The sequence below is a fragment of the Mesorhizobium sp. YC-39 genome (genome assembly GCF_025753795.1).
Lineage (GTDB): Bacteria > Pseudomonadota > Alphaproteobacteria > Rhizobiales > Rhizobiaceae > Mesorhizobium.
Genome location: NZ_JAOWPS010000004.1, coordinates 860,691 through 885,908 on the forward strand (window position 1 = coordinate 860,691; position 25,218 = coordinate 885,908).

The following is a 25,218-nucleotide window of genomic DNA, read 5'->3' on the forward strand; positions in this document are numbered from 1 at the left end:
CACCCGGGCAAATCGTTTGTCAATTGGGGCGACGGCATTGCCGGTTTCGATCGTGATGCCTAATCATACCCGGCAGCAACGGGATTGGGACATGACCGCACGACAGATGTCACTCACACCCCAACTGGTGGCACGCTGCTGGCGCGAGATCGAGGACGCCGGTCCCGATCCGGACGCGGCGCATCTGGATGACCGCGACTATGACGCGATGCTCGACGAATTGCAGGCTGAGCTCCCAGCCTCCGAACCGCTGTGGCTGTTCGGTTACGGCTCGCTGATCTGGAAGCCGGAAATCGACCACGTCGAGGAACGTGTCGCCGTAGCGCGCGGCTGGCACCGCTCCTTCTGCATGAACATGACGCGCTGGCGCGGCACCAAGGATAGCCCCGGCCTGATGATGGCTCTCAACCGTGGCGGACAGTGCAAGGGCGTCGCTTTTCGGCTGGCCGACGGTGACCGGCGGCAACAGTTGGACAAGCTTTTCAGGCGTGAAGTGACGCTGAAGCCGACCAGCTATCACCCGCGCCTGCTCAGCCTGGCGAGCAGCGCTGGGTCGTTGCGGGCGCTGGCCTTCGTCATCAACCGCGGGGGTACCACATATGCCGGCCGGCTCGACGAAGACGCGGTGGTCGAGAGGCTAGCGACATCCTGCGGGCATTGGGGATCGGGCGCCGACTACCTCTACAACACGGTGAAAAACCTGGAAGAGCGCGGCATTCACGACCGCCATCTGTGGCGTTTGCAACGGCTGGTTGCCGAGCGGATCGCTGCCTCGAAGCCTTGAAATCAGGTGGCGCATTCACGCTGGTAACAGGCGGAATTTGGTTTGCCGGGCGCGGCGATTCTGCCTATAGTCACGGTTGTCGTCGGTTCCGTTTGGAACCAAGAGGGAATGCGGTGAGGGCGAATCTTTGTCCGATGCCGTGGCTGCCCCCGCAACTGTGTGCGGTAGTCCTCTCCATATGCCACTGAAGATTTTCTTCGGGAAGGTGGGGAAGGGCGCTGATCCGCGAGCCAGGAGACCTGCCGGCGACAGGAAACTGACTTCGATGCCCTCGGGTGGAGGGCGAAAGGACAAGATTATGAATACCGCTTCCGTCTCCCTCGGCGCTTCCGTCTCCTCGCAGTCGCGCTTCATGCAGCTGGCGCTTGCCGCGCTGCTCGGCATCTTCGTCATGGGCTTTGTCGGCTTCTCGCATATCGATGCGGTCCACAATGCCGCCCACGACTATCGCCATTCCATGGCGTTTCCCTGCCACTGACGAGGAATTGACATCATGACACTGTTTCGCAACGTCGTGTTCATCGCGGCGATCGCAGGGCTCGTGGCTGGCGTCGTTCTTGCCTGCCTGCAGGCCTATGCCACCGTGCCGCTGATCCTCAAGGCGGAAGTCTATGAACAGGCCGGCGGCGGCCACCAGCATGAGCATGCCGCCGCGCCGGCCGCCAACGCCACCGACACCAATGCCATGAGTAGCGCTGCACCGGCACCAGCCGAAGCGGCCGCTCCGCCGGCGGAAGATGAAGGCTGGGCGCCGGCCGATGGTTTCGAGCGCTTTGCCTTCAACGTGGTTGCCAATATCGTCACCGGCATCGGCTTCGCGCTGATCCTGGTCGCGGTTTCGGAATTCGCCGGCGGCATTGGCAATTGGCGCCAGGGCGTGTTTTGGGGCCTGGCCGGCTTTGCCGTGTTCACGCTGGCGCCAGGCCTCGGCCTGCCGCCCGAATTGCCGGCGATGCCGGCGGCCGATCTCACCCAGCGCCAGATCTGGTGGACGGCAACGGCGGTGGCAACCGCGGCCGGTCTCGGCCTGCTTGCCTTCCGCAAATCGCTGCCGCTAGCCATCCTGGCCGTGGCCTTGATCGTGGCGCCGCATGTTGTCGGCGCGCCGCAGCCTGACAGTTTCGAGACGCCGATCCCCGAAGGCCTGCACCACCAGTTCGTGGTGGCGGTGACGCTCACCAACCTAGTGTTCTGGCTGGTGCTCGGCGCCGTTGTCGGCGTGGTGCGCGGCCGCTTCACCGGCACGGCGACCAGCCTGCGCGGCAGCTTTGCCTGATCGCGCTGCCGGGGCGTTGACCCTGGTCATCGGTGGCGCGCGCTCCGGCAAGAGCGCGCACGCCGAAACATTGGCGACAGCCTGTCGGGGGCCATGGACCTATATCGCCACGGCGCAAGCCTATGACGACGAGATGCGCGAGCGTATCGCGTTGCACCGCGCGCGGCGTGGCGAGGGCTGGACGACGGTGGACGCGCCTCTCGATCTTGTCGGCGCGCTCGCCGCATTGCCTGACGACCGGCCGGTCCTGATTGATTGCCTGACGCTGTGGCTGACCAACCATATGCTGGCCGAACATGATTTTGAGGCTGAATCCCGGCACCTGGCCGATGTGCTGTCACGGCCGCGCGGGCCGTGGTTCGTAGTCTCCAACGAGGTCGGCCAAGGCATCGTGCCCGACAATGCACTTGCCCGCCGGTTTCGAGACGCCGCCGGCCGGCTCAACCAGCAGGTCGCCGCAGCCGCCGATACGGTGCTCTTGATGGTGGCGGGCCTGCCGCTCAAGGTGAAGTAAAATGACCGATATCGACGGCAAATCCATCGAAGACCGGGACGAGGAACGCCACCGCGCCAAGATGGCCAAGCGCAAGGCGGTGCAGGACGCCGAGGTGGCGGGAAAGACGATCGAGAAGGGTCTGCTAATCGTCAACACCGGGCCCGGCAAGGGCAAGACCACCGCCGCCTTCGGGCTGGCGCTGCGCATGCTCGGCTATGGCAAGCGCATCGGCGTCGTCCAGTTCATCAAGGGCAAGTGGCACACCGGGGAAAAGGACGCCTTCACCGCCTTCGGCGACCGGGTCGTATGGCACACGATGGGCGAGGGCTTTACCTGGGAGACGCAGGATCTGAAGCGCGACATCGCGGCGGCCGAGGCCGCCTGGGCCAAGGCGCTCGAACTGATGACCGATCCATCGATCAGCCTTGTGGTGCTCGATGAATTGAACATCGCGCTGCGCTACGATTATCTCGACCTCGACAAGGTTGTCGCGGCGCTGAAAGCTCGGCGCGAAGGCCTGCACGTCGTGATCACCGGCCGCAACGCCAAGCCGGCGCTGGTCGAGGCGGCCGACCTGGTCACCGAGATGGGCGTGACCAAGCACCATTTCTCGGCGGGCGTGAAGGCGCAGCAAGGGATAGAATTCTGATCACTTGGCAGTACGAGCGTTATCTGTGGAACAAGCGGTAATCATCTATCTTCTTCTCAATGACGGTCAGTTTGGAACGTCGCGAGAGCACGAATCTATTCTCGCGCTGGAGGGCTAGAGCAAGTTGTCGAGAGTGCTTCAGTTGGTGAGTTCGATGGCGACGAGTTTGGCGAGGGCAAATGCATCCTCTACATGTATGGGCCAAACGCTGAACGGCTTTTTGCTGTGATTGAACCCGTATTGAAATCTTCTCCTGCGGCTGCCGGTGGGTATGCGATCAAAAGGCTTGGAGAGGCAGCCGATCCAAGCGCAAAGGAAGTCCGCGTTACTTGGTAAGTCGGATTTCGACTCATTCAAACCGTCAAGCGGCCAGGACGATCACCGCGATGACCCCAAACAGCGCGATCAGCAGAAAGTCGGCCGTCCGGTAGAGTTTCAGCGCCCGCCTGATGTCGGTGCTCTCGGCATCGCGCCGGCCGCCGTCGCCCATGAAGGCATCCTCGACTACCACGCCGCCATAGGAGCGCGGGCCGGCAAGGGCGAGACCAAGTGCGCCGGCCATTGCAGCTTCCGGCCAGCCGGCATTGGGCGAGCGGTGTTTTTTCGCATCGCGCCGTACGGTGTGCCAGGCATTTTTCGCATCGGCGCCTTCGACGAGAAAAGCTGCCAGCACGATCAGCAGCGCGGTCAGCCGTGACGCCGGCAGGTTGATCAGATCGTCGAAACGCGCCGCCGCCCGGCCGAAGGCCTCATGGCGCGGGGTGCGGTGGCCGATCATCGAATCGGCGGTATTGGCGGCCTTGTAGGCGACGCCGCCGGGGAGCCCGCCGACGCCGATCCAGAAGGCGGGCGCGACAATGCCGTCGGAAAAATTCTCGGCCAGGCTTTCGATCGCGGCGCGGCAGACGCCGGCCCTGTCGAGCGTTTCGGGATCGCGGCCGACAATGTGCGAAACCGCGACACGACCGACGGCCAGCCCGCCATTGTCGAGCGCGTCGGCCACCGCCTCGACATGCTCGGCCAGGCTCTTCTGCGACAGCAGCGACGTCGCGAGAACTGCGACAATGAGCAGACCGAAAGGAAGAATCTGCCACAAGAGGATTTCCAGAATCAATGCGATGACCGCCGGTACCAGCACGATCACCAACAGCGCATGAACACCGCGCCGGCGACGCAGCGCGTCGGAATCAGTGGCGCGGTTGAGCCTGGCATCGAGAAAGGATATCAGCCTGCCGAACCAGGTGACGGGATGGCCGATGCTACGCAACAGCCAATCCGGATAACCGAGGGCGAATTCAATAGCCAATGACAGGAAGGCGATCAGGAACGACATGAAGCTTCTTGATGGAGCGGTGGCAGCGGTGGATCATGGCGGAAGCCTTGGCCGGGCGAGGGCGCTCTTTCCCCAGGCGCCGCAGCCTTTCGTCGACCTCTCGACCGGTATCAATCCGCACTCCTATCCGCTTTTCGAGCTGCCCGCCACCGTCCTGTCGCGGTTACCTGAGGCCGCGCGTCTGCGTGAACTCGCCGATGTCACGGCGAGCGCCTATGGCGCGCCCTCGGCGGCGAATGTGGCGGCGGCGCCCGGCACGCAGGTTCTGTTGCCGCGCGTCGCTTCGCTGGTAAAGCCCGGCAAGGCGCTGGTGCTCGGGCCGACCTATGCCGAACACGCCAGAGCCGCCGCGATTGCCGGCCATGCGGCGGCGGAAGTCGATGATTTCGAGACGCTTGCCGGGGCCGACCTTGCCATCATCGTCAATCCCAACAATCCGGACGGGCGCGTCGTCGAGCGTGACAGACTGCTTCAGCTTGCCGAGACATTGCGCGCAAAGGGGGCGTTGCTGGTCGTTGACGAAGCCTTCATGGATGTCGGCCCGCATGAGGAAAGCCTTGCGGGCGACGTCGACCGGGGCGGCATCGTCGTGCTGCGCTCTTTCGGCAAGTTCTTCGGTCTCGCCGGCTTGCGGCTTGGCTTTGCATTGACCGATGCGCTGACCGTCGAACGGCTGGAAGCGCAATTCGGGCCATGGGCGGTTGCCGGCCCGGCGCTCGAATATGGCATCCGCGCGCTGGCCGACACGGATTGGCAGGCCGGGATGCGGCGCCGGCTGGCCGAGGACGCGGCGCGGCTCGATGCGCTGTTTTCCCGCTTCGGCGTCCCGGTCGCTGGCGGCACCACGCTGTTTCGCTATGTCAGACTGCCGGACGCTGCCGGCCTGTTTTCGGCGCTCGGCGAACGCGGCGTCCTGTTTCGGCATTTCTCCGATCGGCCACAGGTGCTGCGCGCCGGGCTGCCGGGTGGAGACGAGGAATGGCGGCGGCTCGAATCGGCTCTTGCCGACTGGGCTTCGCGGCGCAACGATGCTGCCAGGGAGATCAAGCGATGATCCATGTCTGTTCGCTGTCGAAGGTCGAGGAAACAGTCGCGAAGACCGGCGCCGAACGGCTGCTTTCGCTGTTGGCCACCGGCACCGAGGTGACGCGGCCGGCCTCGATCGCCAGGGAAAACCATCTGCACCTCGTCATGCACGACATTGCCGTGGCGCAGGACGGCATGACCATGCCAGGCGAGGAGCATGTCCGCAGCCTGCTCGATTTCGCGCGCCGGTGGGATCGTGCAAGGCCGCTGGTGGTGCATTGCTATGCCGGCATCAGCCGCTCGACCGCCTCGGCCTACATTATTGCGGCGGCACTTGCGCCGAAGCGTTCCGAGGTCGAACTGGCTCACACGCTGCGTGCGCTGTCGCCAACGGCGACGCCCAATCCACGGCTGATTGCGGTTGCGGACGCGCTGCTCGAGCGCGACGGCCGCATGGTCGCGGCGATAGCGGCGATCGGGCGCGGCGCGGACGCTTTCGAGGGCGTGCCTTTCGAGTTCAGAATCGATGCCTGACCGCCGGGATTTCTAGGCTAGCCAGTCGGCGAGCTTCGCTTTGCGCACATCCCTCAAAAGACTGATGAAACCGTCGGCCTGATGTTCGGCGGTCAGCCGGCCCTTTTCGGCTGTCGCAATGCTGGCGTCGCCCACCACGCCATTCGGGTTGAGGTCGGTGGCAATCCAGGCAAACGCATGCGTTCCGGTGTGGCGCAGCAGCGAAAACTCCTTTTCGGCGCGGCCGACATTGCTGGCGAAATTGTCGGCCTTGGCCATGTCGACGAGATCCGGCCGGAAATGCAGCATCAACGAGGTCTCGACATCGCCGCCATGGATGCCGTGACGGTCCTCAAGCTCGGTGTACATGCCGGTCGGCCGGCCGAAGCGCTGCCAACTCGTCTTCACCGCCAGCACTTTTGCGCGCACGCGCAATTCGCGCGTGATGATGCCCATGATCTCCTCGTTGCCGCCATGCGCGTTGACGACGATCAGCTTCCTGACGCCGGCCCGGGCGACCGACAGGCCAAGCTCGGTCCAGGCATCGACCAGCGTGATTGCCGGCAGGGTCAGCGTGCCCGGCGCATGCAGATGCTCGTTCGACTTGCCCACCGCCTGGACAGGCAGGATGCGGATATCGAGATCGCCGGGCAGGCGTGCGATCACCGTTTCAAGCATGCCGTTCATGATCGAGGTGTCGGTCGAAACCGGCAGATGCGGGCCGTGCTGTTCGATCGCCGCGACCGGCAGAATGGCGATCGTCGCCTCCGGGTCGATCGTGGCGTATTCGGTGGTCCGGTAGTCGCCCCACCATACGCGTCTGTTTGCAGCGGTCATCTCATGCCTCTTTCAACGAACAGGCCAGACCTAGAGCAGGATGAATTGAGGTTGAATCGGCCATCCTGCTCTAGTTCTTTGTTTTTTCGCATGATCTTGTCCGAAAAGTCTGCAACTTTTCAGGATCATGCTCTAGCGCGGCGGGCATCGCCTGTCGATCACCCGGCCGCGGCGACCTCGATTTCGACCTTGAATTCGGGCCGGGCGAAACCGGAGACGATCATCAGCGTCGAGGCCGGCGCCGGGCTCGAAAACAGCCGGTCGCGAACGTCCATATAGGGCCTGAGGAAGGCGCGGTCGGTGACATAGGCGTTGATGCGCACGATGTTCTGAAGCCCAAGCCCGGCCTCGCCGAGAATCGCCGCGATGTTCTGGAAACACAGTTCGGCCTGGGTGCCGGCATCCTCCGGGATTTGATCGTCCGCCGTGATGGCCACCTGGCCCGAGCACAGCACCAGCCGCTTGCCCGCGGGCACCTCGACGCCGTGGCTGTAACGGGCGAAAGGCGGCTTGATCGACTTCGGCGCGAGGAATCTGAACATGACAATCTCCTGTTTGCGCCAGCGTAGGACCGGACCGGTGGGGTCTTCAAGATGTGGTGCATGCCATCGGTGCAATTGTGGACAGGCGTTTAAAAAATAGGCACGATGCATCCCATACGGCACGACCCGTCCAGCCTTCGCATGCGGCTGTTGCGCAAGCGGACGGCCCTGGTGGTGGCATGTGTCTTGCTTCTTGAAACAATGGTGTCGAGCCCGGCGCGTGGCGCGCTGAGCAAACAAAGGGTGGTGTTCATGCGTAGAAAATGGATGATCTCGGCAGGCACGATCGCGCTGCTTGCTATGGGTACGCTTGAGGCGGCTGCGAACGAAAAAGTGACCTTCGGCACCAACTGGCTGGCCGAGCCCGAGCATGGCGGCTACTATCAGGCGATTGCCGATGGCACTTACGCTGCCTGCGGCCTGGACGTGACGATCTCGCAAGGCGGTCCGCAGGTCAGCGGCCGGCCTCTGCTGCTCGCCGGCAAGATCGATTTCTACATGGGCGGCAATCTTTTGTCGGCCTTCGACGCCGTGCAGCAGGGGATTCCGATGCGCGTTGTTGCGGCCGACTTCCAGAAGGATCCGCAGGTCATCATGTCCCAGCCCGGCCAGGGACTGGACACATGGGATGATCTGAAAAAGGCCGAGCAGTACATCCTCGGCGACGAGGGCGCGCAGACCTTCTTCCAATGGATGGTCACCGAACTCGGCTTCGATGCCGCCAAGCGCGTCCCCTACACCTTCAACCCGGCGCCCTTCATCGCCAACAAGAAGTCGATCCAGCAGGGCTATGTCACCTCGGAACCGTTCGCCGTCCAGAAGCAGGGCGGTTTCATGCCGAACCAGTTCCTGCTCGCCGACTATGGCTGGGACACGTATGCGACTACGGTGGAGGTTATGCAGGACACGATCGACAAGCGCCCGGAGGTCGTGCAGTGCTTCGTCGATGGCTCGGCCAAGGGCTGGTACAACTACCTCTACGGCGACAACAAGGCTGCCAACGACATGATCAAGAAGGACAATCCCGACATGACGGATGAGCAGATCGCCTTTTCGATCGAGCAATTGAAGAAGTTCGGCGTGGTCGATTCCGGCGATACCGAGAAGCTCGGCATCGGCGCAATGACGGAAGCGCGCATCCAGAGCTTCTACGACAAGATGGTCAAGGCCAAGGTGGCGCAGCCTGACATCGACATCAAGAAGGCCTACACGTTGGCTTTCGTCAACAAGGGCGTCGGGCTGGACCTGAAGAAATAATCGTGAAGTTCGAGAAAGTGGCGCAAGCGCCGGTGGCGGCTTCGGGCCAAGGCTCGACGCTCTTGGCGTTGCGCGATGTCGGCAAGGTCTTTTCGAACGGCGTGACAGCGCTTAGCGATGTCAACCTGACGATCAGGGAGGGCGACTTCCTCAGCCTTCTCGGCCCGTCAGGTTGCGGCAAGTCGACGGCGCTGCGGCTGATTGCCGGCCTGTCGACACCGACCTCCGGCCTGCTCGACTGGCGCGGCAGTGGCTCCTTCGACCGTTCCGACATCGGTTTCGTCTTCCAGGAGCCAACGCTGCTGCCCTGGGCCGATGTCTTTGATAATGTCTGGCTGCCGCTCAGGCTCAAAGGCGTGTCGCGGGCCAGGGCCGCGCCGGCAGTCATGGAGATGCTGGCGCGCGTGCATCTGACCGGCTTCGAAAACGCCGTGCCGCGCGAGCTTTCCGGCGGCATGAAGATGCGCGTCTCGATCGCCCGCGCCATGGTCACCAAGCCGCGCGTGCTTTTGATGGACGAGCCGTTTGGAGCGCTGGACGAGATCACCCGCTTCAAGCTCAACAACGATCTTCTGGAACTGTGGCAAGGCGAGCGATTCACCGTCGTCTTTGTCACCCACAGCGTCTTCGAAAGCGTGTTCCTGTCCAACCGCGTCGTCGTCATGGCGGCGCGGCCGGGACGCGTATTCAGGGAATTCGCCGTCGAAGCGCCCTATCCACGTGACGAAGCGTTTCGCACCTCGCCCGCCTATGCCGCGCTCTGCCGCCAGGCGTCCGATGTGCTGATCGGCGCCATCAACTCAACAGCCGGATCGCATCATGACGGCCATTGATCATCCTGCCGTAACCCTGGATCCCGAGGAGGCGCGTCGCCTGCGCCAGGAGCGGCTGGAACGGATCGGCAGATGGCTGCTGCCGCTGGCGATCATGATCCTGGCGATCTGGCTGTGGGACCGCATCTGCGTCTGGAACGATATCCCGAAATACATCCTGCCACGCCCCGGCGTGGTCCTGCAGACGCTCCATGACGATGCCGGGCTGTTGTTCTCCTCGCTGCTGGTGACGCTCAAGATCACCTTTCTCAGCTTGGCTTTGGCCGTCGTCGGCGGGGTCGGGCTGGCGGTGTTGTTCGCGCAATCGAAATGGGTGGAGATGTCGTTCTTCCCCTTCGCCATCGTGCTGCAGGTGACGCCGATCGTTGCGATCTTCCCGCTGATCAACATCTATGTCGACAACCAGACGACGAAGCTGCTGTTATGCGCCTGGATCGTCGCCTTCTTTCCGATCCTGTCCAACACCACGCTTGGCCTCAACTCGGTCGACCGCAATCTGCGCGATTTGTTCAAGCTCAACGGCGCGACGCGCTGGCAGCAATTGCGTTATCTCAGGCTGCCGGCGGCCATGCCCTATTTCCTCGGCGGTCTGAAGATTGCCGGCGGCCTGTCGCTGATCGGCGCTGTCGTGGCGGAATTCGTCGCCGGCGCCACCGGCCAGTCGTCCGGCCTTGCCTCGCGCATCATCGAGGCCGGCTACCGGCTCAATGCGCCGCGGCTGTTCGCGGCGCTGATCCTGATCTCGCTAACCGGCATTCTGATCTTCCTGGTGCTGTCGCTGATTTCCCACCTCATCTTGCGGCGCTGGCACGAAAGCGCCCTGAAGCAGGAGCGGTGAAATGTCGGAGCACTTGATACCGGCCTCGGGTTCTTATCATCTCGCCAACGTCCGTGCTCATCGGTCGCTGATGCTCGGCCTTGTCGCGGCTTACGATGACGATGGTTTCGCGCTTGCCGATATCGCCGTCGCCGACGGCAAGATATCCAGCATTGCCGCGCATAGCCGATCCAAGGGGCCTGCGGGCGCCATCGACCTCGGCGGGCGCATCGTCCTGCCATGTTTCGTCGACTGCCATACTCATATCGACAAGGGCCATATCTGGCCGCGAAAACCCAATCCCGACGGCACTTTCATGGGAGCATTGAATGCCACAGGTGCGGACCGCGCCGCCCGCTGGAGTGCCGAGGACGTCGCGCGCCGCATGGATTTTTCGCTGCGCTGCGCCTACGCACATGGCACCAAGGCTTTACGCACTCATCTCGACAGTGTCGCGCCGCAGGAGGAGATCTCCTGGCCGGTGTTCGAGACGATGCGGGAGATGTGGCGCGGCAGTATCGAGTTGCAGGCGGCCTGCCTGCTCGGCATCGAAGGCGTGCGCGACAGGAAATGGTTCGAAGGACTGGCCAAACGCGTGGCCGCGGCCAAGGGCGTCCTCGGCGTCGTCACCTACATGGTGCCGGACCTCGACGAACTTCTTGATCAGGTGTTCGCGCAGGCGATCAAGCACGGGCTCGATCTCGACTTCCATGCCGACGAGACAGACGCCGTTGCCGCGATCTCGCTGAAGAAGATCGCCGAGGCTGCGCTGTGGAACGGTTTCGAGGGCAATATCCTCGTCGGCCATTGTTGTTCGCTGGCCCGCCAGCCGGATCTCGACGTGCTCGATACGCTGGACAAGGTGGCGAAGGCGGGTCTCGCCGTGGTGTCGCTGCCGATGTGCAATCTCTATCTGCAGGATCGGCGCGCTGACCAAACCACGCCGCGCTGGCGCGGCGTGACGCTTTTGCATGAGATGAAGGCGCGCGGCATTCCCGTTGCCGTTGCTTCCGACAATACGCGTGACCCGTTCTATGCCTATGGCGATCTCGACATGCTGGAGGTCTACCGCATGGCGACGCGCATCCTGCATTTCGACCATCCTGTCGGCGACTGGCCGATGGCGGTGACTTCGACACCGGCCAAGGTGATGCGTTTCGACAGCTTCGGCACGCTTGCCGTTGACGGCGCCGCCGATTTTGTCGTCTTCAAGGGGCGGAGTTGGACGGAATTGCTGTCGCGGCCGGAATCTGATCGCATCGTGGTGCGCGATGGCCGCGCCATCGAGCGCCAATTGCCCGACTATGCCGAACTCGATGAGTTGATGGTGAAATGATGGATATTGCGGCGCTCAAGCACGACCTCGACGGGCTGAAGATCGACGACCATCCAGCGATCGTCCAGCAGAAGAGCCGCGACTTCTACTGGTACAGTCCGGTGCTGAAACAGCAGCTCGACCATGTCACCGGCGACCTGATCGTGACGCCGAAAACCGAGGGGGAAGTGATCCGCGTGTTGGCGGCCTGCCACCGGCACGGCGTTCCGGTGACACCGCGTGGCAGCGGCACCGGCAATTACGGACAGGCCATGCCCTTGTCGGGCGGCGTGGTGCTCAATCTCGCCGAGATGAACGCGGTCAAGGCGATTGCACCCGGTCGCGTCGTCACTGGGCCGGGCGCGGTTCTGGCCGAAATCGACAGAGCGACGCGGGCGCATTCCGGCCAGGAGCTCAGGATGTCGCCATCGACCTACAACACGGCGTCGATTGGCGGCTTTGTCGCCGGTGGGTCGGGTGGCGTCGGCTCGATCCGCTGGGGCGGCCTGCGCGACCTCGGCAATGTCATCCGGCTGCGAACCGTGACGATGGAGGCCGAACCGCGCGTTATGGAGCTTACCGGCGAGGATGTGCTGAAGGTCATGCATGCCTACGGCACCAACGGCATCATCACCGAAGTCGAGATGCCGCTGACATCAGCTTACGACTGGATCGATGTCATCGTCGGCTTCGACGATTTCATGGACGCGGCCGGCTTCGGCGACGATCTCGCCGTCCAGGACGGCATATTGGCGAAACTGATCACGCCGATCGCGGCACCCATCCCGTACGATTATTTCAAGCGCCACCAGAGATTCTTCCGGCGCGAGCAGAGCATCGTAGTCCTGATGATCGCGCCGCATGCGATGGACGCCTTCCTCGCTTTCACAGCGCGCAGCAAGGGCGAGATCGTCTTCCGCGCCGACAAGGAGAGCGATCTAAAAGGCCTGCCGCCGGCCTATGAATTGACCTGGAACCACACGACATTGCGCGCCATCAGGGTTGATCCCACGATCACCTATCTGCAGGCCCGCTATCCCTCGCCGGATCATCTTGGTCACGTCAAGGCGATGATCGACCGTTTTGGTGACGAAGTACCGTCGCATCTCGAATTCATCCGCTTCGACGGCGCGATCGGTGTCGCCGGCCTGCCGCTGGTTCGCTTCACCACGGCGGAACGGCTCGACGAGATCATCCGCATCCATGAAGACAATGGCTGCTGGATCTTCAACCCGCATCGCTACACGCTGGAAGAGGGCGGCATGAAGCAGACCGACGAGGTGCAGCTTGCCTTCAAGCGCGAGACCGATCCGCAAGGGCTGCTCAACCCCGGCAAGATGATCGCCTGGGAGAACCCGGATTACGACTACCGTTCGGGCAAGTCGTTCCTGTTCAAGGGCTTGCAGAAGGCGGGCTGAGAGCACGCATGAACATCCTCGTCCTCTTCGCTCATCCGGTCGAGAGCAGCTTCAATGCCGGGCTGCACAAGGTGATCGTCGAGCGGCTGACGGCGGCCGGCCATGCCGTCGACGACTGCGATCTCTATGCCGAGGATTTCGATCCCAGGCTGACGCGAGCCGAACGACTGGGCTACCACGACCAGCGCGGGCCGGGCGATGCGGTGGCCGACTATGTCCGGCGCTTGCAAAGGGCTGAGGCATTGGTGCTGTCGTTCCCGGTCTGGAATTACGGCTATCCGGCGATCCTGAAAGGCTTTTTCGACCGCGTCTTCCTGCCCGGCGTGTCGTTCAGGCTGGTCGACGGCAAAGTGCAGCCGACGCTGCACAACATAAGCAAGCTGACCGCGGTCACCACCTATGGCGGCAGCCGGTTCCGCGCCATGCTGATGGGCGACCCGCCACGCAAGCTGGTCAACCGCATGTTGCGCGCCACCATCAAGCCGGGAGCGGCGGTCTCCTATCTCGCGCATTATTCGATGAACCTGTCGACCGACGGGACGCGCAAAGCGTTCATGGCGAAGGTCGCGGCCGGGATGGATGCGTTCTGATGCGGGCCCTGGTGGTCTATTGCCACCCGGTGCCGGAGAGCTTTTGCGCCGCGATCCGGGACAGTGCCATCGAAGTGCTGAAGGCGAGGGGCTGGGAAGTACGGCTGCTCGACCTCTATGCGGATAAGTTCGATCCGGTGATGGGCTGCGACGAGCGGCGCTCCTACAATGACGGTGCGCCGCGGGACCCGGCGCTCAAGCCGCATATCGACCATCTGCGCTGGGCTGAAGCGATCCTCTTCATCTATCCGACATGGTGGTACGGGCTGCCGGCGATGCTCAAGGGCTGGCTTGACCGGGTGTGGGCGACGGACGTTGCCTTCCGGTTGCCGGCGGGCAAGGGGCGGATCGTGTCGCTGATGACGCATGTGACGAAGGTCGGCGTGATCACGACCTGCGGCGCCCCGACCTGGTGGAGCGTCGTCGTCGGCCAGCCGGGGCGCAAGACGATCCTGCGCGGCATGCGGGCGCTATGCGCTACCCGCTGCAGGACGTTCTTCCTGGCGCACTATCTCATGGATGCGTCGACACCAAAGACGAGGGCGGCGTTTCTGGAGAAGGTGCGGAGGAAGCTGGAGCGGTTTTGAAGTGCGCGCGACTCCCTTTTCCTACAAGGGGAGAAAGAAGAAGCGCTACATCCTGACCCGTTCGGCCTTCGGATCATACATCGCCTTGAGCGACGCTTCGGCGGCGAAGCGTTCGCCGGCGATCTCGATCTCGTAGGACGAGGCCAGCACGTCAGCCTCGCTCTCGCCCTTGCAAGGTACATAACCGAGCCCAATCGCCCCACCGAGATAATGGCCGTAATTGCCCGAGGTGATCGGGCCGACGATCTTGCCGTCGCGCAAGATCGCCTCGTTGTGGAAGAGCAGGGGTTGCGGGTCCTTCAGCCGGAACTGGACCAGCCGGCGTGACAGGCCGGTCTCCTTCTTCTTCAGCACCGCATCACGGCCGAGAAAATAGCCCTTCGCCGTCTTCACCGCAAAGCCGAGGCCGGCCTCCAGCACATTGTCCTCGTCGGTGATGTCATGGCCGAAATGGCGGAAGGCCTTTTCGATGCGGCAACTGTCCAGTGTGTGCAGGCCGCAGAGTTTCAGGCCGACCTCGGCATCTGCGATCGCCTCGAAGACATGGGCTGCCTGGTCGGTCGAGACATAGAGCTCCCAGCCGAGCTCGCCGACATAGGTGACGCGGTGGGCGCGGGCCAGACCCATGCCGATTTCTATCTCCTGAAACGTGCCGAACGGATTGGTTTCGTTGGAGAAATCATTGGGACTCACCTTCTGAATCAGTTTCCGTGCGTCCGGACCCATCAGGCAGAGCACGGCTTCCGCAGCTGTCACATCGGTGATGACGACGAATTCGTCGGCAAGATGCTTGCGCAGCCAGGCGAGATCGCGTTGCAGAGTGGCGCCGGGCACCACGAGGAAATAGGCCGTTTGCGACAGGCGCGAGACGGTCAGGTCGCTCTCGATGCCGCCGCGCTGGTTGAGCATCTGGGTGTAGACGATCTTGCCCGGCGCCACATCCATGTCGTTGGCGCAAAGCTTTTGCAGGAAGGCACAGGCATCGCGGCCCTCGACACGGATCTTGCCGAACGAGGTCATGTCGAACAGGCCGACGCCGTTCCTGACCGCCAGATGCTCCTCGCGCTGGTTGTCGAACCAATTCTGCCGCTTCCAGGAGTAGCGGTATTCGCGCTCCTGTCCCTCTCGGGCGAACCAGTTGGCGCGCTCCCAGCCGGCGACCTCGCCGAACACGGCGCCGCGCGCCTTCAGATGCTCGTGCAGCGGCGATCGGCGGACACCACGTGACGTCGCAAACTGCCGGTAGGGGAAATGGTCGGCATAGAGCAGGCCAAGCGTTTCGGAGACACGCTCCTTCAGATAGCGGCGGTTCTTCTGGAACGGCTGGGTGCGGCGGATGTCGACCTCCCAGAGATCGAATGGCGCCTCGCCGTCGTTGATCCATTGCGCCAGCGCCATGCCGGCGCCGCCCGAAGAGACGATGCCGATCGAGTTGTAGCCGGTCGCCATCCAGTAGCCGGACAGCTCCGGCGCCTCGCCGAGATAGTAGCGATCGTCAGGCGTGAAGCTCTCGGGGCCGTTGAAGAAGGTGTGGATGCCGGCGGTCGCCAGCATCGGCATGCGATTGACGCCCATTTCGAGTATCGGCTCGAAATGCTCCATATCCTCGGGCAACTGGTCGAAGCAGAAATCTTCGCGAATGCCCTCCATGCCCCACGGCTTTGCCACCGGCTCGAACGCACCGAGCATCATCTTGCCGGCATCCTCCTTGTAGTAGGCGCATTCGTCGGGCACGCGCAGCACCGGCAGGCGGGTCAGGCCGGGGATCGGCTCGGTGACGAGGTAAAAATGCTCGCAGGCATGCAGCGGGATGGTGACGCCATTCTGGCGCCCGAGTTCGCGCGCCCACATGCCGGCACAGTTGACGACGACGTCGGCCTCGATCGTGCCTTGCTCGTCGCCTTGCGCCCAGGACACGCCGGTGACGCGGCCGGCTTTGGTGCGGACCTGGGTTACCTTCACGTTCTCGACGATGGTGGCGCCGCGCTGGCGCGCACCCTTGGCCAGCGCCATGGCGATATTGGCCGGGTCACATTGGCCGTCGAGGGGAAGATGGACGGCGCCGACCACATCGGAAACATTGAGATGCGGATACATCTGCTTGACTTCACTCGGCGAAATCTCGCGCACGTCGACATCGAAGGCGCGGGCGAGGGACGCCTGCCTGTAAATCTCGTGCTTGCGCTCCTCGGTCAGCGCCACGGTGATCGAGCCGACCTGGCGCATACCGGTGCCGACATCGGTCTCGGCTTCCAGCTTGACGTAGAGATCGGCCGAATATTTCGCCAGCCGCGTCATGTTCTGCGAGCCGCGCAACTGGCCGATCAGGCCGGCAGCATGCCATGTCGTGCCTGATGTGAGCTGCTTGCGCTCGAGAAGAACGATGTCGGTCCAGCCGAGCTTGGCCAGATGATAGGCGACCGAGCAGCCGGAGACGCCGCCACCGATGATGACGGCCCTTGCTTTGGTAGGAATGGTCTTGGCGGTCATGCGGCCTCGCGGCGATAGCTGGAAGCGAAGCGACGCAGGCGAAGCGCCGCCTCCTGCAGCACGGGTTCGGGCTGACAGAGACTGACGCGGATGTGGCCGGCGGCAGCTTCGCCGAAGCTGGAGCCCGGCATGACGCCGACCTTCTCCTTGTCGAGCAATGCCCAGGCGAATTTCTCATCGTCGGGCTCGACGGCCGATATGTCGAGCATGACGAACATACCGCCTTCGGAGCCGCGCACAGTGACGTCGTTCATCCCGCGCACGGCATCGAGCAGCACGGTACGCCGCGCGGCATAGCGCTCGGCGATCTCCTTGACGCCATAGCCGTTCTCCAGTGCTTCGGCGCAAGCAATGCTGATGAAGGCCGGCAGGCCGTAGGTTGTCACCAGATTGAGATTGATCAGCAGCGATATCATCGCCTCGGGGCCGGTGAGCCAGCCCATGCGCCAGCCGGTCATGCCGTGGCTCTTGGACATCGAATTGATGACCAGCGTGCGTTCCGCCATGCCGGGCAAGGCGCGGGGCGAGATATGCTCGCCGCCACCCAGCGTCCAGTACACCTCGTCGGACAGCAGCCACAAATCATGCTCGCGGCAGACCTGCGCCAGCTCTTCGAGATGCTGTCGCGAATAGACCGCACCGGTCGGATTGTTCGGCGTGTTGATCAGGATGGCGCGCGTATTCGGCCGAAGCGCCGCGCGGATCATGTCCGCATGGGGTTGGAAGCCGTCCTCTGCGGGCGTCTCGACCACGGTGAATTCCACACCCGCGGCACTGAACGTATTTGGATACGTCGCGTAATAGGGCGCGACCACGATGGCATGATCGCCCTGATCGAGAACGGCTTGCACGGCAGCGTAGAGCGCTGCCTGTCCGCCCTGCGTGGCGATGACCTGGTCGGGGCTGGTCGCAACGCCGGTGCAGGCGGTCGAGGCCGCCGCCATGGCCTTGCGCAGGCGCGGCAGGCCGGGAAGCGGCGTGTAGTGGTGATTGCTGCCGCGAACCGCCGTCACGCAGGCTTCGATCGTCTGGCTCGGCGTATCGAAATCATGGTCGCCGACCGACAGCATGATGATGTCCTCGCCGGCCTCCTTGCGCGCCCAGGCGGCGGAATGAACCTCCCAGCCATCCTTGCCCGAAGGCACGATGCCGGAAATACGCGATGATGGTCTAGGCATTATGCAACTCCCGAGATTTCGTAGCCGGCCTGTTCGAGCCGGTCGCGCAGAATGGCGATGTGGGCTGGGCCGACTTCGCAGCAACCGCCGATGATGCTGGCGCCGGCTTCGACCCAGCCGACGGCCTGGTCAGCATAAGCCTCCGGATCAAGGTCGTGGCGGGCGTGCAGGACGTGGACAGTGCCGCCATGCTTGAGCGCCTCGACCGAGGTGAAGCCATTGGCATAGGCGCCAACCGGGCCACCGAGAGCGATCAGTTCGGGCAGTGCCGCGGTGATCGCTTCGGGCCGGCAGCAATTGATCAGCCTGGCTGCGACCGGCAGGCCGTCGAGCGCGCTCGCCGCTGCCGCTATAGCCTCGCCGCTGCGCAGGTGAGGCGCGCCGTGATCGGCCAGCGTCCACGACACCCATATCGGCTTGCCGCTTTCCGAGGCTGCGGTGACGGCGGCACGTGCTTCCTCGGCCGAGGCCATGGTCTCGCACAGGAACAGATCGACGCCATCAGCCTGTTCGGCGACGATGCGGCGATAGGTGTCGAGCGTCTCCTGGAAGGAAATTGTCAGCGCCGGTGCATAGCTGCCGAACAAAGGCGACAGGCAGCCGGCGATGGCCACGTCACCGGCATCGTCGCAAGCCTGCCTTGCGAGCTCGATACCGCGTTTTTGCAACGGCTCGAACAGCGCTTCCGCGCCCTCGCGCGCGAGCCTCTCCGGCGTCGCCGAATAGGTGTTGACGGTGATGACGCGGGCGCCCGCCCGAATGAATTCCGCATGCAGGTTGCGCACCAGATCGGGCTCGTCGATCAACACCCTGGCCGACCATAGCGGCGTCGGCTCGGATTTGCTGCGGCGGACCAGCTCCTGGCCCATGCCGCCGTCGGTGAGGATGACGGACTTCATGCGCGCAATCTCTCATTCTTCGGATCCCACAGTGGCTCGTCCTTCTGCACCACCGCCTTGAAGCGGTCGCCGAAGATCTCGACCTCGACCGCGGTGCCGGGTTCGGTCAGGTCGGCGCGCAGCATGCCGAGCGCGATCGACTTGTCGATGCGATGGCCCCAGCCGCCGGACGTCGTCTCGCCGACGATCTTGCTGTCATGCCAGAGCGTCGACATATAGGGCGCGTCGCAATCGCCGGGATTTTCGACGACCAGCGTGACGAAGCGCTTCTTCACGCCTTGCTGCTTCTCGTTGAGCAGCGCTGCCTTGCCCCGAAATTCGGGCTTTTCCCATTTGACGAAGCGTTCCAGCCCGCCCTGCAGGATCGAGTAATCGGTCGACAGGTCGCCCTTCCAGGCGCGGTAACCTTTTTCGAGCCGCAGCGAATCCAGCGCATACATGCCGAACGGTTTCAGGCCATGCTTCTGGCCAGCGGCCCAAACTGCATCGAAGACGGCGGCGGTGTCGCCGACCTTGGTGTGGATCTCCCAGCCAAGCTCGCCGGCGAAGGAGACACGCACCAGCTTCGCCCAGCGGCCGGCGATGCTGGTTTCCTGATGGGTGAGCCAGGGCAGGGCTAGATCGGCAGCGCAGACCTCCGCGAGGATCTTGCGCGAGTTGGGACCAGCGAGGATCTGCGTCGAATATTCCTCAGTGCGGTCGATCAGCTTGAACGGCGCATCCTTGGGCATGCGCGATTTCAGCCATTCGAAGTCGTGCCACTGCGCCACCGCCGCGGTGATCAGCGTCATCTGCTCCTCGCCATGGCGCACGACAGACATTTCGGTGACGATGCGGCCCTGGTCGTCGGAGAAATAGACGAGGCCGATGCGGCCGGGCTTGGGCACCAGTCCGGTGACTTGCAGTCCCAGCCATTCAGCAGCGCTGGGACCTTCGAGGTTGAAACGCGAGAAGCCGGGCAGGTCGAGGATGCCGGCGGCATCGCGCACTGCCAGGCATTCCTCGCGCACGCGTTGCTGCCAAGGACCATCACGGCGGAAGGTGAGCGTTGATTCCTCGGAGACATCATCGCCTGGTCGCGCGTACCAGGTGGCGCGCTCCCAGCCATTATAGGCGTCGAAGCGGGCGCCGAGCGCCTTGATGCGATCGTGGATCGGCGACAGCTTGCGGTCGCGTCCTGCCGGCCAGGCATGGCGCGGGAACTGAATGGCGTATTCGTTGCCGTAGATCTCCATGCCCTTCGCGACGCAATAATCGGGTGCGGCGGCAAAGCTGGTGAAGCGGCGCGGGTCGCAGGACCACATGTCCCATTCCGTCTGGCCCTCGGTGACCCATTCGGCCAGCACCTTGCCGGCGGCGCCGCCTTGCGCGATGCCGAAGGTGAAGACGCAGGCCTCGAAAGCATTGGGCACGCCGGGCATCGGTCCGATCAGCGGGTTGCCGTCCGGTGCGTAGGGGATCGGACCGTTGATGACCTTGGACAGGCCGGCCGTGCCGAGGATCGGCACGCGGGAGACGGCGTCGGCCAAATAATGTTCGAGACGGTCGAGATCGTCGGGGAACAGCTGGAAGGAAAAATCCTCCGGCATCGGATCGTTGTGGGTTGCCCAATGGGCGCGGCAATTGCGCTCATAGGGACCGAGATTCATGCCGGTCTTTTCCTGGCGCAAATAGTAGGAGGTGTCGACGTCGCGCAGCAGTGGCAGTTTTTTGCCCTGTTCCTTCGACCAGGCGGCGAGCTCCGGAATTTCCTCGAACAATATGTATTGATGGCTCATCACCATCATCGGCACCTCGCGGCCGAACATTTTTCCGACCTCGGCGGCGCGGTAGCCGGCGGCGTTGACGACGATCTCGCAGCGGATTTCGCCTTGCGCTGTTACAACCACCCATTCATCGTTCTCGCGGCGCACGCCGGTGACCGGGCAGAAGCGGATGATCTTGGCCCCCATATCGCGCGCGCCCTTGGCCAGCGCCTGGGTCAACTGCGCCGGGTCGATGTCGCCGTCGCTCGGATCGTAAAGCGCGCCTTTCAGTTCATGGGTTTCGATGAAGGGATAACGGCGCTTGATCTCGTCCAGCCCGACCACATCGATGTCCATGCCCTGATAGCGGCCCATGCCCTTGGCGCGCTGGAATTCCTGCATGCGCTCGTTGGTGTGGGCCAATCTGAGCGAACCCGTGACATGATAGTTCATGGGATAGTCGACCGCGTCGGCCAGTCCGCGATAGAGCTCGGTCGAATAGCGCTGCATGTTCATCAGCGACCATGACGAGGAGAAGGTCGGCACATTGCCGGCAGCATGCCAGGTCGAGCCCGAGGTCAGCTCGTTCTTTTCCAAGAGCACGCAGTCGGTCCAGCCCGCCTTGGCGAGGTGATAGAGCGAAGAGGCGCCAACTACACCGCCTCCGATGATCACCACGCGTGCCGTGGTCGGCAAACCGGCCATATCAAAACCCCTTGTCTAGTAAACAGGCGGCGAAACCACCCAGATGACCACCGCCGGCTCGGCGCCCGGATTGCGCCAGCGGAACGGCTTGCCGTCAAAGCGAAAGGAGTCTCCCTCGCCAAGCCTGTGCCAGACGCCAGCAATCTCGATCTCGAAAGTGCCCGACGCGACATAGCCGGCTTCCTCCGTCGGCCGGCGCGCCTCGGTCTTCAGTTCCGCGCCCGGCGCAAAGACCGAACGCAGCATCTCGAAGCTACCGCCGAGATCGGGTGACAGAAGCTCTTCCACCAGGCCGGATTCGCTTGTGCCAAGCGATCGCCGGCTGCCGGCGCGCACGACGACGCCACGCTCCTTCTCGAGCGGCACGTCATGGCTGAAGAACAGGCTGAGCGGCACGCCGAACAGTTCGGCAAAGGCCCTGAGATCGCCGAGCGATGGCATCGACAGTCCGCGCTCGACCTGGCTGACCCAGCCGACCGAGCGGCCGAGCTTGAGGCCGATCTCGGCCAGCGTCAGCCCGCGCGCCTTGCGCAGTGCACGGATATCGCCGGCCAGCAGCCGTTCGGCGTTTTCCTGCTCCGGTCGGATCGCTGTTGAGGGCAAGCCAGATTCTCTATGAAAAATCTTGAACAAATTTCATGAGAGGTCAAGTCTGTGAAAAAATCAAGGAGATTTTCATGAGCCAGAAGAATTGCTTGCGCCATTTTGACGGTTCATGCAAAGGCTCGGCCGCGAACGGCGAGTGGGGGCGTCCGGTCGGTCCTTAAAGCGCGTCGCGCTTTAAGTCTTTGTTTTGTGCATGTCGTTGTCCCAAAACCGCTACACACTTTTGGGCGACATGCACTGGGGTAAGGGACGGCCCATGCTGGAAGACAACACCCGGATTGCGACGGCGATCGTCGACGAGGCGATCACTTCGCGCCGTTCGGTACGAGCATTTTTGCCCGACATGGTCGACGACGACACGATCCGTGCCATTCTGGCCGTTGCGGCGCGTGCGCCTTCAGGCACCAACATGCAGCCGTGGCGGGTCTATGTGACCAAGGGCGAGGTCAAGCAGCGGATCACCGACGCCATCCTCAATTCCGGCATCCGCGCCGAAAAGGCCGACTGGGACGAGTACCGCTACTATCCCGACCAGTTCTTCGAACCCTACCTCACACGGCGGCGGGCGAACGGTTTCGGCCTCTACGGCGTGCTCGGCATCGGCCGCCGCGAGGTCGACAAGATGCGCGCGCAGCACGACCGCAACTTTGTCTTCTTCGACGCGCCGGTGGGCATGATCTTCACCGTCGACCGGCGGCTGAACAAGGGGTCGTGGATCGACTACGGCATGTTCCTGCAGAACATCATGGTGGCGGCGCGGGGCAGGGGTCTGCACACCTGCCCGCAGGCAGCCTTCGCGCCCTATCACCGGCAGATCAGACCGGTGCTCAACATTCCCGACGAGGAGATCGTCGTCTGCGGCATGGCGCTCGGTCATGAGGACACGTCCAAGCCCGAAAACGAGTTCCGCACCGACCGCGCGCCACTGGAAGAGTGGGTTACCTTCGCCAAGTGAGGCAGCCTTCGGATTCGGTTGCTTTTATTCGGTGTTGACCGGCGCCCCATGGCCGCTGACGTGAGCACCGTCCTGCGGCGTCAGCTTGAGATAGGCGAACAGCGCACACAGCGTGATCAAGCCCTCGACGATGAACAGGACGCGGAAATCGTCGATGCTCGCATGGCCGCCGCCAGCCAGAAGCGACAGCAGCGCGGCCGCCAGGCCGACGCTGATCGCCACCGCAAGCTGCCACAATATGTAATAGAGCGCGCTGAAGCGGGAGAGCTGCTCGGGGGCGATGTCCGAATAGGAGAGGTTGCCGGTCGAAGCCCATTGCACCGAACGGAACATGCCGAAGACGAAGATGTAGGCGAGCACGATCCAGGCTGGAGTGCTCTCCTGCATCAAGGCAAAGCCCGCTACCAGGCACGCGGCAACCGGCGTGTTGAAGACCAGCACGCGCCGGAAGCCGAAACGGTTCAAGACGCGCGGCATGAAGAAGCGCATCAGCAGCGAGCCGATCGCGGCGACAAAGGTCAGCGATCCCGCCTGCACAGCGCTCATGCCGAAACCAAGCTGAAACATCAGCGGCAACAGGAAGACGACCGAGCTGAGGCCGATCGTGTCGAGACCGCCACCGGTCAGGAAGCTGATGCGGAACGTGCGGATGCGCAGCAGATTGAGGTCGAGCAGCGGATTGCGGGCGCGCAGGCAATAGAAGGCGGCGACGGCAAGGATGGCGATGGCGAGCCCGAGTTCGCCGGCGATGATCCCGCCGGCGGCATCCCTGGCGGCAAGCGAATCCATGCCGAAGACGAGCAGCGCCATGCCGCTGCCGACAAGCAGGAAGCCCGGAAAGTCGAATGAGGTGCGAACCGGTTTGGTTGTGGTGGGGAATAGCGAAGCCGCGAGCAGCGCGGCCGTCAGCGCGAACGGCACGTTGATGAAGAAGATCCAGCGCCAGGAAATGTAGGTGGTTAGTGCGCCGCCGACCAGCGGGCCGACCAGCGGTCCGGATTGGCCGGCCAGCGAAATGTACATGTTGATCTTCAGCGTGCGATCGCGCGGAAAGCTTGAGAGGATCACGACCTGGCCGAGCGTTCCCATCAGCGCGCCGCCGAAACCTTGCAAGGCGCGTGAGGCGACCAGCGTCCAGAGGTCGCCGGACAGGCCGCACAGCGCCGAGGCAGTAGCGAAGACAAGCAAGGCGAAGCAATAGACGTTGCGCAAGCCGAAGCGGTCCGCGGCCAAGCCGCCAACCGGCATCGAAATGATCAGGCTGGCGACATAGACGGTGATCAGCAGGCCAAGCTGGCTGGGCGGGCGGGCAAGGCTTTCGCCGATGCCGGGTAGCGCGGTCACCACGACATTCTGGTCGAGGCTGGTCATGAAGACGCCGCAGGCGACCGTCGCCGGCAAAAGCATCGACGCCTCGCCCGCCGGGGCAAAGCGGGTTGTGGCTGTCGCCGAAGTCTCTGCGGTCATGGAAGGATATTGTCGAACCGGTTGCCTGAACGAGCTCTTGCCCCGACAAGGGCCCGTGATTTCTATCTATCCTCCCGGCTGGTCCAAGGCTCAAGCAGCAGTTGTGTCAGTCCATAGTGCCAGGCGGCCTGCGAGAGTTTTATTGCACCTCGTAGCCGACTTCCTCGCTGGCATGGCAGAGCGCCTTCCAGAATGAGCGCGCGAAGGAGCGGAATACATAGATGTCGAACTGGTCGGCGCTGGTGCGCTGGATCTGCGCGAAGACATCGTGATGGACGGTCGAACGGCCGGCGCCGAGCGGGAAGGCCGGCAGCGCAAAATCGATGGCGAAGAACTTCGCCAGCACCCATTCGGCCTTCGGTCCGGCGATGCGGATGGCGGTGCGGCCATGCGACAGGTCGGTCACCGTGCCGATTGCCGGGGTGACGACACTGGCAAAGGCCGAGGCGAGGCCTTCGGCTTCGTCGACGACGGTGAATTTTCCCGGCGCAAAGCCGAATACCGACCGCACGCCGTCGGTGCTGCCGCCGCCAGCGCCATCGGGCAGGGCAAGGCCGGTGACCGCGCGGATGCCCGATATCAGCTTCTTCTCCTCGCCTGGCCAGGCAGCGAGTTGCACGATCGATCCCGGCTGCGTTTCGGACAGGATAATGTCCACGCCGTGTTCGAAATTACCATGCGAACCGGCCTGCAGCACCGGCTCAAGCGGTGATTGGCGCTCAACCATGCATGCGGCTCCCGTCCGGATCGTAGAAGTGGTTGGAGACGATCTCGATCGGCCCGAACCGGTTGCGCAGTGGATCGGAGACAAAGGCGCGAGAGCCGTGCCTTGCCTTGCCGCCCTTGACCAGCGCCAGCGCGATGTGCTTGCCGAGCGCCGGCGAATAACAGCATGCCGTG

The 25,218-nt window shown here is 63.4% G+C and carries 26 protein-coding genes and 1 riboswitch; of the genes, 15 read left to right on the forward strand and 11 right to left on the reverse strand.

All coding sequences use genetic code 11. The features are described 5' to 3' along the window. Positions 1 to 91 precede the first annotated feature (91 nt). The 5 genes from OHD62_RS25610 to cobO all read left to right on the forward strand — a co-directional run bounded on the left by OHD62_RS25610 (position 92) and on the right by cobO (position 3,205). Positions 92 to 784, forward strand: coding sequence for a gamma-glutamylcyclotransferase (locus OHD62_RS25610; protein WP_263788445.1), 693 nt, complete (start codon positions 92 to 94; stop codon positions 782 to 784). Positions 785 to 850: 66 nt separating this feature from the next. Further along, a riboswitch (cobalamin riboswitch) is annotated at positions 851 to 1,046 on the forward strand. A 36-nt stretch (positions 1,047 to 1,082) separates the two neighbouring features. Beyond that, on the forward strand, positions 1,083 to 1,262 hold the full coding sequence (locus OHD62_RS25615) for a CbtB domain-containing protein (RefSeq protein ID WP_183460518.1): 180 nt from the start codon (positions 1,083 to 1,085) through the stop codon (positions 1,260 to 1,262). A 15-nt stretch (positions 1,263 to 1,277) separates the two neighbouring features. Then, complete coding sequence (locus OHD62_RS25620) at positions 1,278 to 2,060, forward strand: CbtA family protein (RefSeq protein WP_263788451.1); 783 nt, start codon at positions 1,278 to 1,280, stop codon at positions 2,058 to 2,060. Further along, positions 2,053 to 2,574, forward strand: coding sequence for a bifunctional adenosylcobinamide kinase/adenosylcobinamide-phosphate guanylyltransferase (cobU, locus tag OHD62_RS25625; RefSeq protein ID WP_263788453.1), 522 nt, complete (start codon positions 2,053 to 2,055; stop codon positions 2,572 to 2,574). Before OHD62_RS25620 ends, cobU begins: the two co-directional genes overlap by 8 nt. A 1-nt stretch (position 2,575) precedes the next feature. Continuing rightward, on the forward strand, positions 2,576 to 3,205 hold the full coding sequence (gene cobO / locus OHD62_RS25630; RefSeq protein WP_263788455.1) for a cob(I)yrinic acid a,c-diamide adenosyltransferase: 630 nt from the start codon (positions 2,576 to 2,578) through the stop codon (positions 3,203 to 3,205). 361 nt (positions 3,206 to 3,566) lie between these two features. On the opposite strand, the gene cbiB is transcribed toward cobO, so the two are convergent. Beyond that, complete coding sequence (gene cbiB, locus OHD62_RS25635; protein ID WP_263788456.1) at positions 3,567 to 4,538, reverse strand: adenosylcobinamide-phosphate synthase CbiB; 972 nt, start codon at positions 4,536 to 4,538, stop codon at positions 3,567 to 3,569. Here cbiB and cobD point away from each other — a divergent pair. Next, positions 4,537 to 5,592, forward strand: a complete 1,056-nt coding sequence (cobD, locus tag OHD62_RS25640) for a threonine-phosphate decarboxylase CobD (protein ID WP_263788458.1) — start codon at positions 4,537 to 4,539, stop codon at positions 5,590 to 5,592. The genes cbiB and cobD overlap by 2 nt on opposite strands. Beyond that, positions 5,589 to 6,098 (forward strand): tyrosine phosphatase family protein, encoded by a 510-nt coding sequence (locus tag OHD62_RS25645; protein ID WP_263788460.1) that lies wholly within the window; start codon positions 5,589 to 5,591, stop codon positions 6,096 to 6,098. The genes cobD and OHD62_RS25645 overlap by 4 nt, the downstream gene beginning before the upstream one ends. 12 nt (positions 6,099 to 6,110) lie before the next feature. Here the strand turns inward: OHD62_RS25645 and OHD62_RS25650 are convergent, their stop codons facing one another. Next, on the reverse strand, positions 6,111 to 6,914 hold the full coding sequence (locus OHD62_RS25650) for a creatininase family protein (RefSeq protein ID WP_263788463.1): 804 nt from the start codon (positions 6,912 to 6,914) through the stop codon (positions 6,111 to 6,113). 158 nt (positions 6,915 to 7,072) lie between these two features. Then, on the reverse strand, positions 7,073 to 7,456 hold the full coding sequence (locus OHD62_RS25655; protein WP_263788465.1) for a RidA family protein: 384 nt from the start codon (positions 7,454 to 7,456) through the stop codon (positions 7,073 to 7,075). A 252-nt stretch (positions 7,457 to 7,708) separates the two neighbouring features. Between OHD62_RS25655 and OHD62_RS25660 the strand changes: the two genes are divergently transcribed. Genes OHD62_RS25660 through OHD62_RS25690 form a run of 7 tightly spaced genes read left to right on the forward strand, consistent with a single transcriptional unit; the run spans position 7,709 to position 14,273 of the window. After that, the gene (locus OHD62_RS25660; RefSeq protein WP_263788468.1) at positions 7,709 to 8,713 is read left to right on the forward strand and encodes an ABC transporter substrate-binding protein; all 1,005 of its coding nucleotides are present in this window, start codon (positions 7,709 to 7,711) and stop codon (positions 8,711 to 8,713) included. A gap of 2 nt (positions 8,714 to 8,715) precedes the next feature. Beyond that, positions 8,716 to 9,546, forward strand: coding sequence for an ABC transporter ATP-binding protein (locus tag OHD62_RS25665; RefSeq protein ID WP_263788470.1), 831 nt, complete (start codon positions 8,716 to 8,718; stop codon positions 9,544 to 9,546). Then, complete coding sequence (locus tag OHD62_RS25670; protein WP_263788472.1) at positions 9,533 to 10,384, forward strand: ABC transporter permease; 852 nt, start codon at positions 9,533 to 9,535, stop codon at positions 10,382 to 10,384. The genes OHD62_RS25665 and OHD62_RS25670 overlap by 14 nt, the downstream gene beginning before the upstream one ends. Before the next feature lie 13 nt (positions 10,385 to 10,397). Beyond that, a complete protein-coding gene (locus OHD62_RS25675; RefSeq protein WP_263788575.1) occupies positions 10,398 to 11,699 on the forward strand; it encodes a cytosine deaminase in 1,302 nt (433 codons plus the stop codon). Then, a complete protein-coding gene (locus OHD62_RS25680) occupies positions 11,696 to 13,096 on the forward strand; it encodes an FAD-binding oxidoreductase (RefSeq protein ID WP_412177417.1) in 1,401 nt (466 codons plus the stop codon). Before OHD62_RS25675 ends, OHD62_RS25680 begins: the two co-directional genes overlap by 4 nt. 8 nt (positions 13,097 to 13,104) lie before the next feature. Next, positions 13,105 to 13,686: an NAD(P)H-dependent oxidoreductase gene (locus tag OHD62_RS25685; RefSeq protein ID WP_263788473.1), complete on the forward strand. Its 582-nt coding sequence runs from the start codon at positions 13,105 to 13,107 to the stop codon at positions 13,684 to 13,686. Then, positions 13,686 to 14,273, forward strand: coding sequence for an NAD(P)H-dependent oxidoreductase (locus tag OHD62_RS25690; RefSeq protein WP_263788474.1), 588 nt, complete (start codon positions 13,686 to 13,688; stop codon positions 14,271 to 14,273). The genes OHD62_RS25685 and OHD62_RS25690 overlap by 1 nt, the downstream gene beginning before the upstream one ends. A 45-nt stretch (positions 14,274 to 14,318) precedes the next feature. Here OHD62_RS25690 and OHD62_RS25695 read toward each other — a convergent pair whose 3' ends face one another. Genes OHD62_RS25695 through OHD62_RS25715 form a run of 5 tightly spaced genes read right to left on the reverse strand, consistent with a single transcriptional unit; the run spans position 14,319 to position 21,893 of the window. Next, positions 14,319 to 16,763, reverse strand: coding sequence for a GcvT family protein (locus tag OHD62_RS25695; RefSeq protein ID WP_263788475.1), 2,445 nt, complete (start codon positions 16,761 to 16,763; stop codon positions 14,319 to 14,321). After that, complete coding sequence (locus tag OHD62_RS25700; protein WP_263788477.1) at positions 16,760 to 17,941, reverse strand: pyridoxal phosphate-dependent aminotransferase; 1,182 nt, start codon at positions 17,939 to 17,941, stop codon at positions 16,760 to 16,762. Before OHD62_RS25700 ends, OHD62_RS25695 begins: the two co-directional genes overlap by 4 nt. After that, positions 17,941 to 18,840: a homocysteine S-methyltransferase family protein gene (locus tag OHD62_RS25705; RefSeq protein WP_263788479.1), complete on the reverse strand. Its 900-nt coding sequence runs from the start codon at positions 18,838 to 18,840 to the stop codon at positions 17,941 to 17,943. The genes OHD62_RS25700 and OHD62_RS25705 overlap by 1 nt, the downstream gene beginning before the upstream one ends. Further along, positions 18,837 to 21,290, reverse strand: coding sequence for a GcvT family protein (locus tag OHD62_RS25710; protein WP_263788481.1), 2,454 nt, complete (start codon positions 21,288 to 21,290; stop codon positions 18,837 to 18,839). The genes OHD62_RS25705 and OHD62_RS25710 overlap by 4 nt, the downstream gene beginning before the upstream one ends. A 15-nt stretch (positions 21,291 to 21,305) precedes the next feature. Further along, positions 21,306 to 21,893, reverse strand: a complete 588-nt coding sequence (locus OHD62_RS25715) for a helix-turn-helix domain-containing protein (protein ID WP_263788482.1) — start codon at positions 21,891 to 21,893, stop codon at positions 21,306 to 21,308. A gap of 259 nt (positions 21,894 to 22,152) precedes the next feature. On the opposite strand from OHD62_RS25715, the gene OHD62_RS25720 reads away from it, so the two are divergent. Then, positions 22,153 to 22,851, forward strand: coding sequence for a nitroreductase (locus tag OHD62_RS25720; RefSeq protein WP_263788484.1), 699 nt, complete (start codon positions 22,153 to 22,155; stop codon positions 22,849 to 22,851). Positions 22,852 to 22,875: 24 nt separating this feature from the next. Here OHD62_RS25720 and OHD62_RS25725 read toward each other — a convergent pair whose 3' ends face one another. The 3 genes from OHD62_RS25725 to OHD62_RS25735 form a co-directional block, all read right to left on the reverse strand. Then, positions 22,876 to 24,318 carry an MFS transporter gene (locus OHD62_RS25725; protein ID WP_263788485.1) on the reverse strand — a complete coding sequence of 481 codons (1,443 nt, stop codon included), beginning with the start codon at positions 24,316 to 24,318 and terminating at the stop codon, positions 22,876 to 22,878. Between the two features lie 139 nt (positions 24,319 to 24,457). Beyond that, complete coding sequence (locus OHD62_RS25730) at positions 24,458 to 25,045, reverse strand: sarcosine oxidase subunit gamma (protein ID WP_263788487.1); 588 nt, start codon at positions 25,043 to 25,045, stop codon at positions 24,458 to 24,460. Continuing rightward, a partial coding sequence (locus tag OHD62_RS25735; RefSeq protein ID WP_263788488.1) for a glycine cleavage T C-terminal barrel domain-containing protein occupies positions 25,038 to 25,218 on the reverse strand: 181 nt, incomplete at its 5' end. The genes OHD62_RS25735 and OHD62_RS25730, both read right to left, overlap by 8 nt.

What these genes read in the sequence shown, in the direction of transcription:
- OHD62_RS25620 (WP_263788451.1), top strand. Translation starts at nt 1,278, where the DNA reads ATGACACTGTTTCGCAACGTCGTGTTCATCGCGGCGATCGCAGGGCTC.
- OHD62_RS25660 (WP_263788468.1), top strand. Translation starts at nt 7,709, where the DNA reads ATGCGTAGAAAATGGATGATCTCGGCAGGCACGATCGCGCTGCTTGCT.
- OHD62_RS25730 (WP_263788487.1), bottom strand. Translation starts at nt 25,045, where the DNA reads ATGGTTGAGCGCCAATCACCGCTTGAGCCGGTGCTGCAGGCCGGTTCG.
- OHD62_RS25700 (WP_263788477.1), bottom strand. Translation starts at nt 17,941, where the DNA reads ATGCCTAGACCATCATCGCGTATTTCCGGCATCGTGCCTTCGGGCAAG.
- cobD (WP_263788458.1), top strand. Translation starts at nt 4,537, where the DNA reads ATGAAGCTTCTTGATGGAGCGGTGGCAGCGGTGGATCATGGCGGAAGC.
- OHD62_RS25610 (WP_263788445.1), top strand. Translation starts at nt 92, where the DNA reads ATGACCGCACGACAGATGTCACTCACACCCCAACTGGTGGCACGCTGC.
- OHD62_RS25655 (WP_263788465.1), bottom strand. Translation starts at nt 7,456, where the DNA reads ATGTTCAGATTCCTCGCGCCGAAGTCGATCAAGCCGCCTTTCGCCCGT.
- OHD62_RS25650 (WP_263788463.1), bottom strand. Translation starts at nt 6,914, where the DNA reads ATGACCGCTGCAAACAGACGCGTATGGTGGGGCGACTACCGGACCACC.
- OHD62_RS25710 (WP_263788481.1), bottom strand. Translation starts at nt 21,290, where the DNA reads ATGGCCGGTTTGCCGACCACGGCACGCGTGGTGATCATCGGAGGCGGT.
- cbiB (WP_263788456.1), bottom strand. Translation starts at nt 4,538, where the DNA reads ATGTCGTTCCTGATCGCCTTCCTGTCATTGGCTATTGAATTCGCCCTC.
- OHD62_RS25725 (WP_263788485.1), bottom strand. Translation starts at nt 24,318, where the DNA reads ATGACCGCAGAGACTTCGGCGACAGCCACAACCCGCTTTGCCCCGGCG.
- OHD62_RS25720 (WP_263788484.1), top strand. Translation starts at nt 22,153, where the DNA reads ATGCTGGAAGACAACACCCGGATTGCGACGGCGATCGTCGACGAGGCG.
- OHD62_RS25695 (WP_263788475.1), bottom strand. Translation starts at nt 16,763, where the DNA reads ATGACCGCCAAGACCATTCCTACCAAAGCAAGGGCCGTCATCATCGGT.
- OHD62_RS25685 (WP_263788473.1), top strand. Translation starts at nt 13,105, where the DNA reads ATGAACATCCTCGTCCTCTTCGCTCATCCGGTCGAGAGCAGCTTCAAT.
- cobO (WP_263788455.1), top strand. Translation starts at nt 2,576, where the DNA reads ATGACCGATATCGACGGCAAATCCATCGAAGACCGGGACGAGGAACGC.
- OHD62_RS25645 (WP_263788460.1), top strand. Translation starts at nt 5,589, where the DNA reads ATGATCCATGTCTGTTCGCTGTCGAAGGTCGAGGAAACAGTCGCGAAG.
- OHD62_RS25670 (WP_263788472.1), top strand. Translation starts at nt 9,533, where the DNA reads ATGACGGCCATTGATCATCCTGCCGTAACCCTGGATCCCGAGGAGGCG.
- OHD62_RS25690 (WP_263788474.1), top strand. Translation starts at nt 13,686, where the DNA reads ATGCGGGCCCTGGTGGTCTATTGCCACCCGGTGCCGGAGAGCTTTTGC.
- OHD62_RS25705 (WP_263788479.1), bottom strand. Translation starts at nt 18,840, where the DNA reads ATGAAGTCCGTCATCCTCACCGACGGCGGCATGGGCCAGGAGCTGGTC.
- OHD62_RS25615 (WP_183460518.1), top strand. Translation starts at nt 1,083, where the DNA reads ATGAATACCGCTTCCGTCTCCCTCGGCGCTTCCGTCTCCTCGCAGTCG.
- OHD62_RS25680 (WP_412177417.1), top strand. Translation starts at nt 11,696, where the DNA reads ATGATGGATATTGCGGCGCTCAAGCACGACCTCGACGGGCTGAAGATC.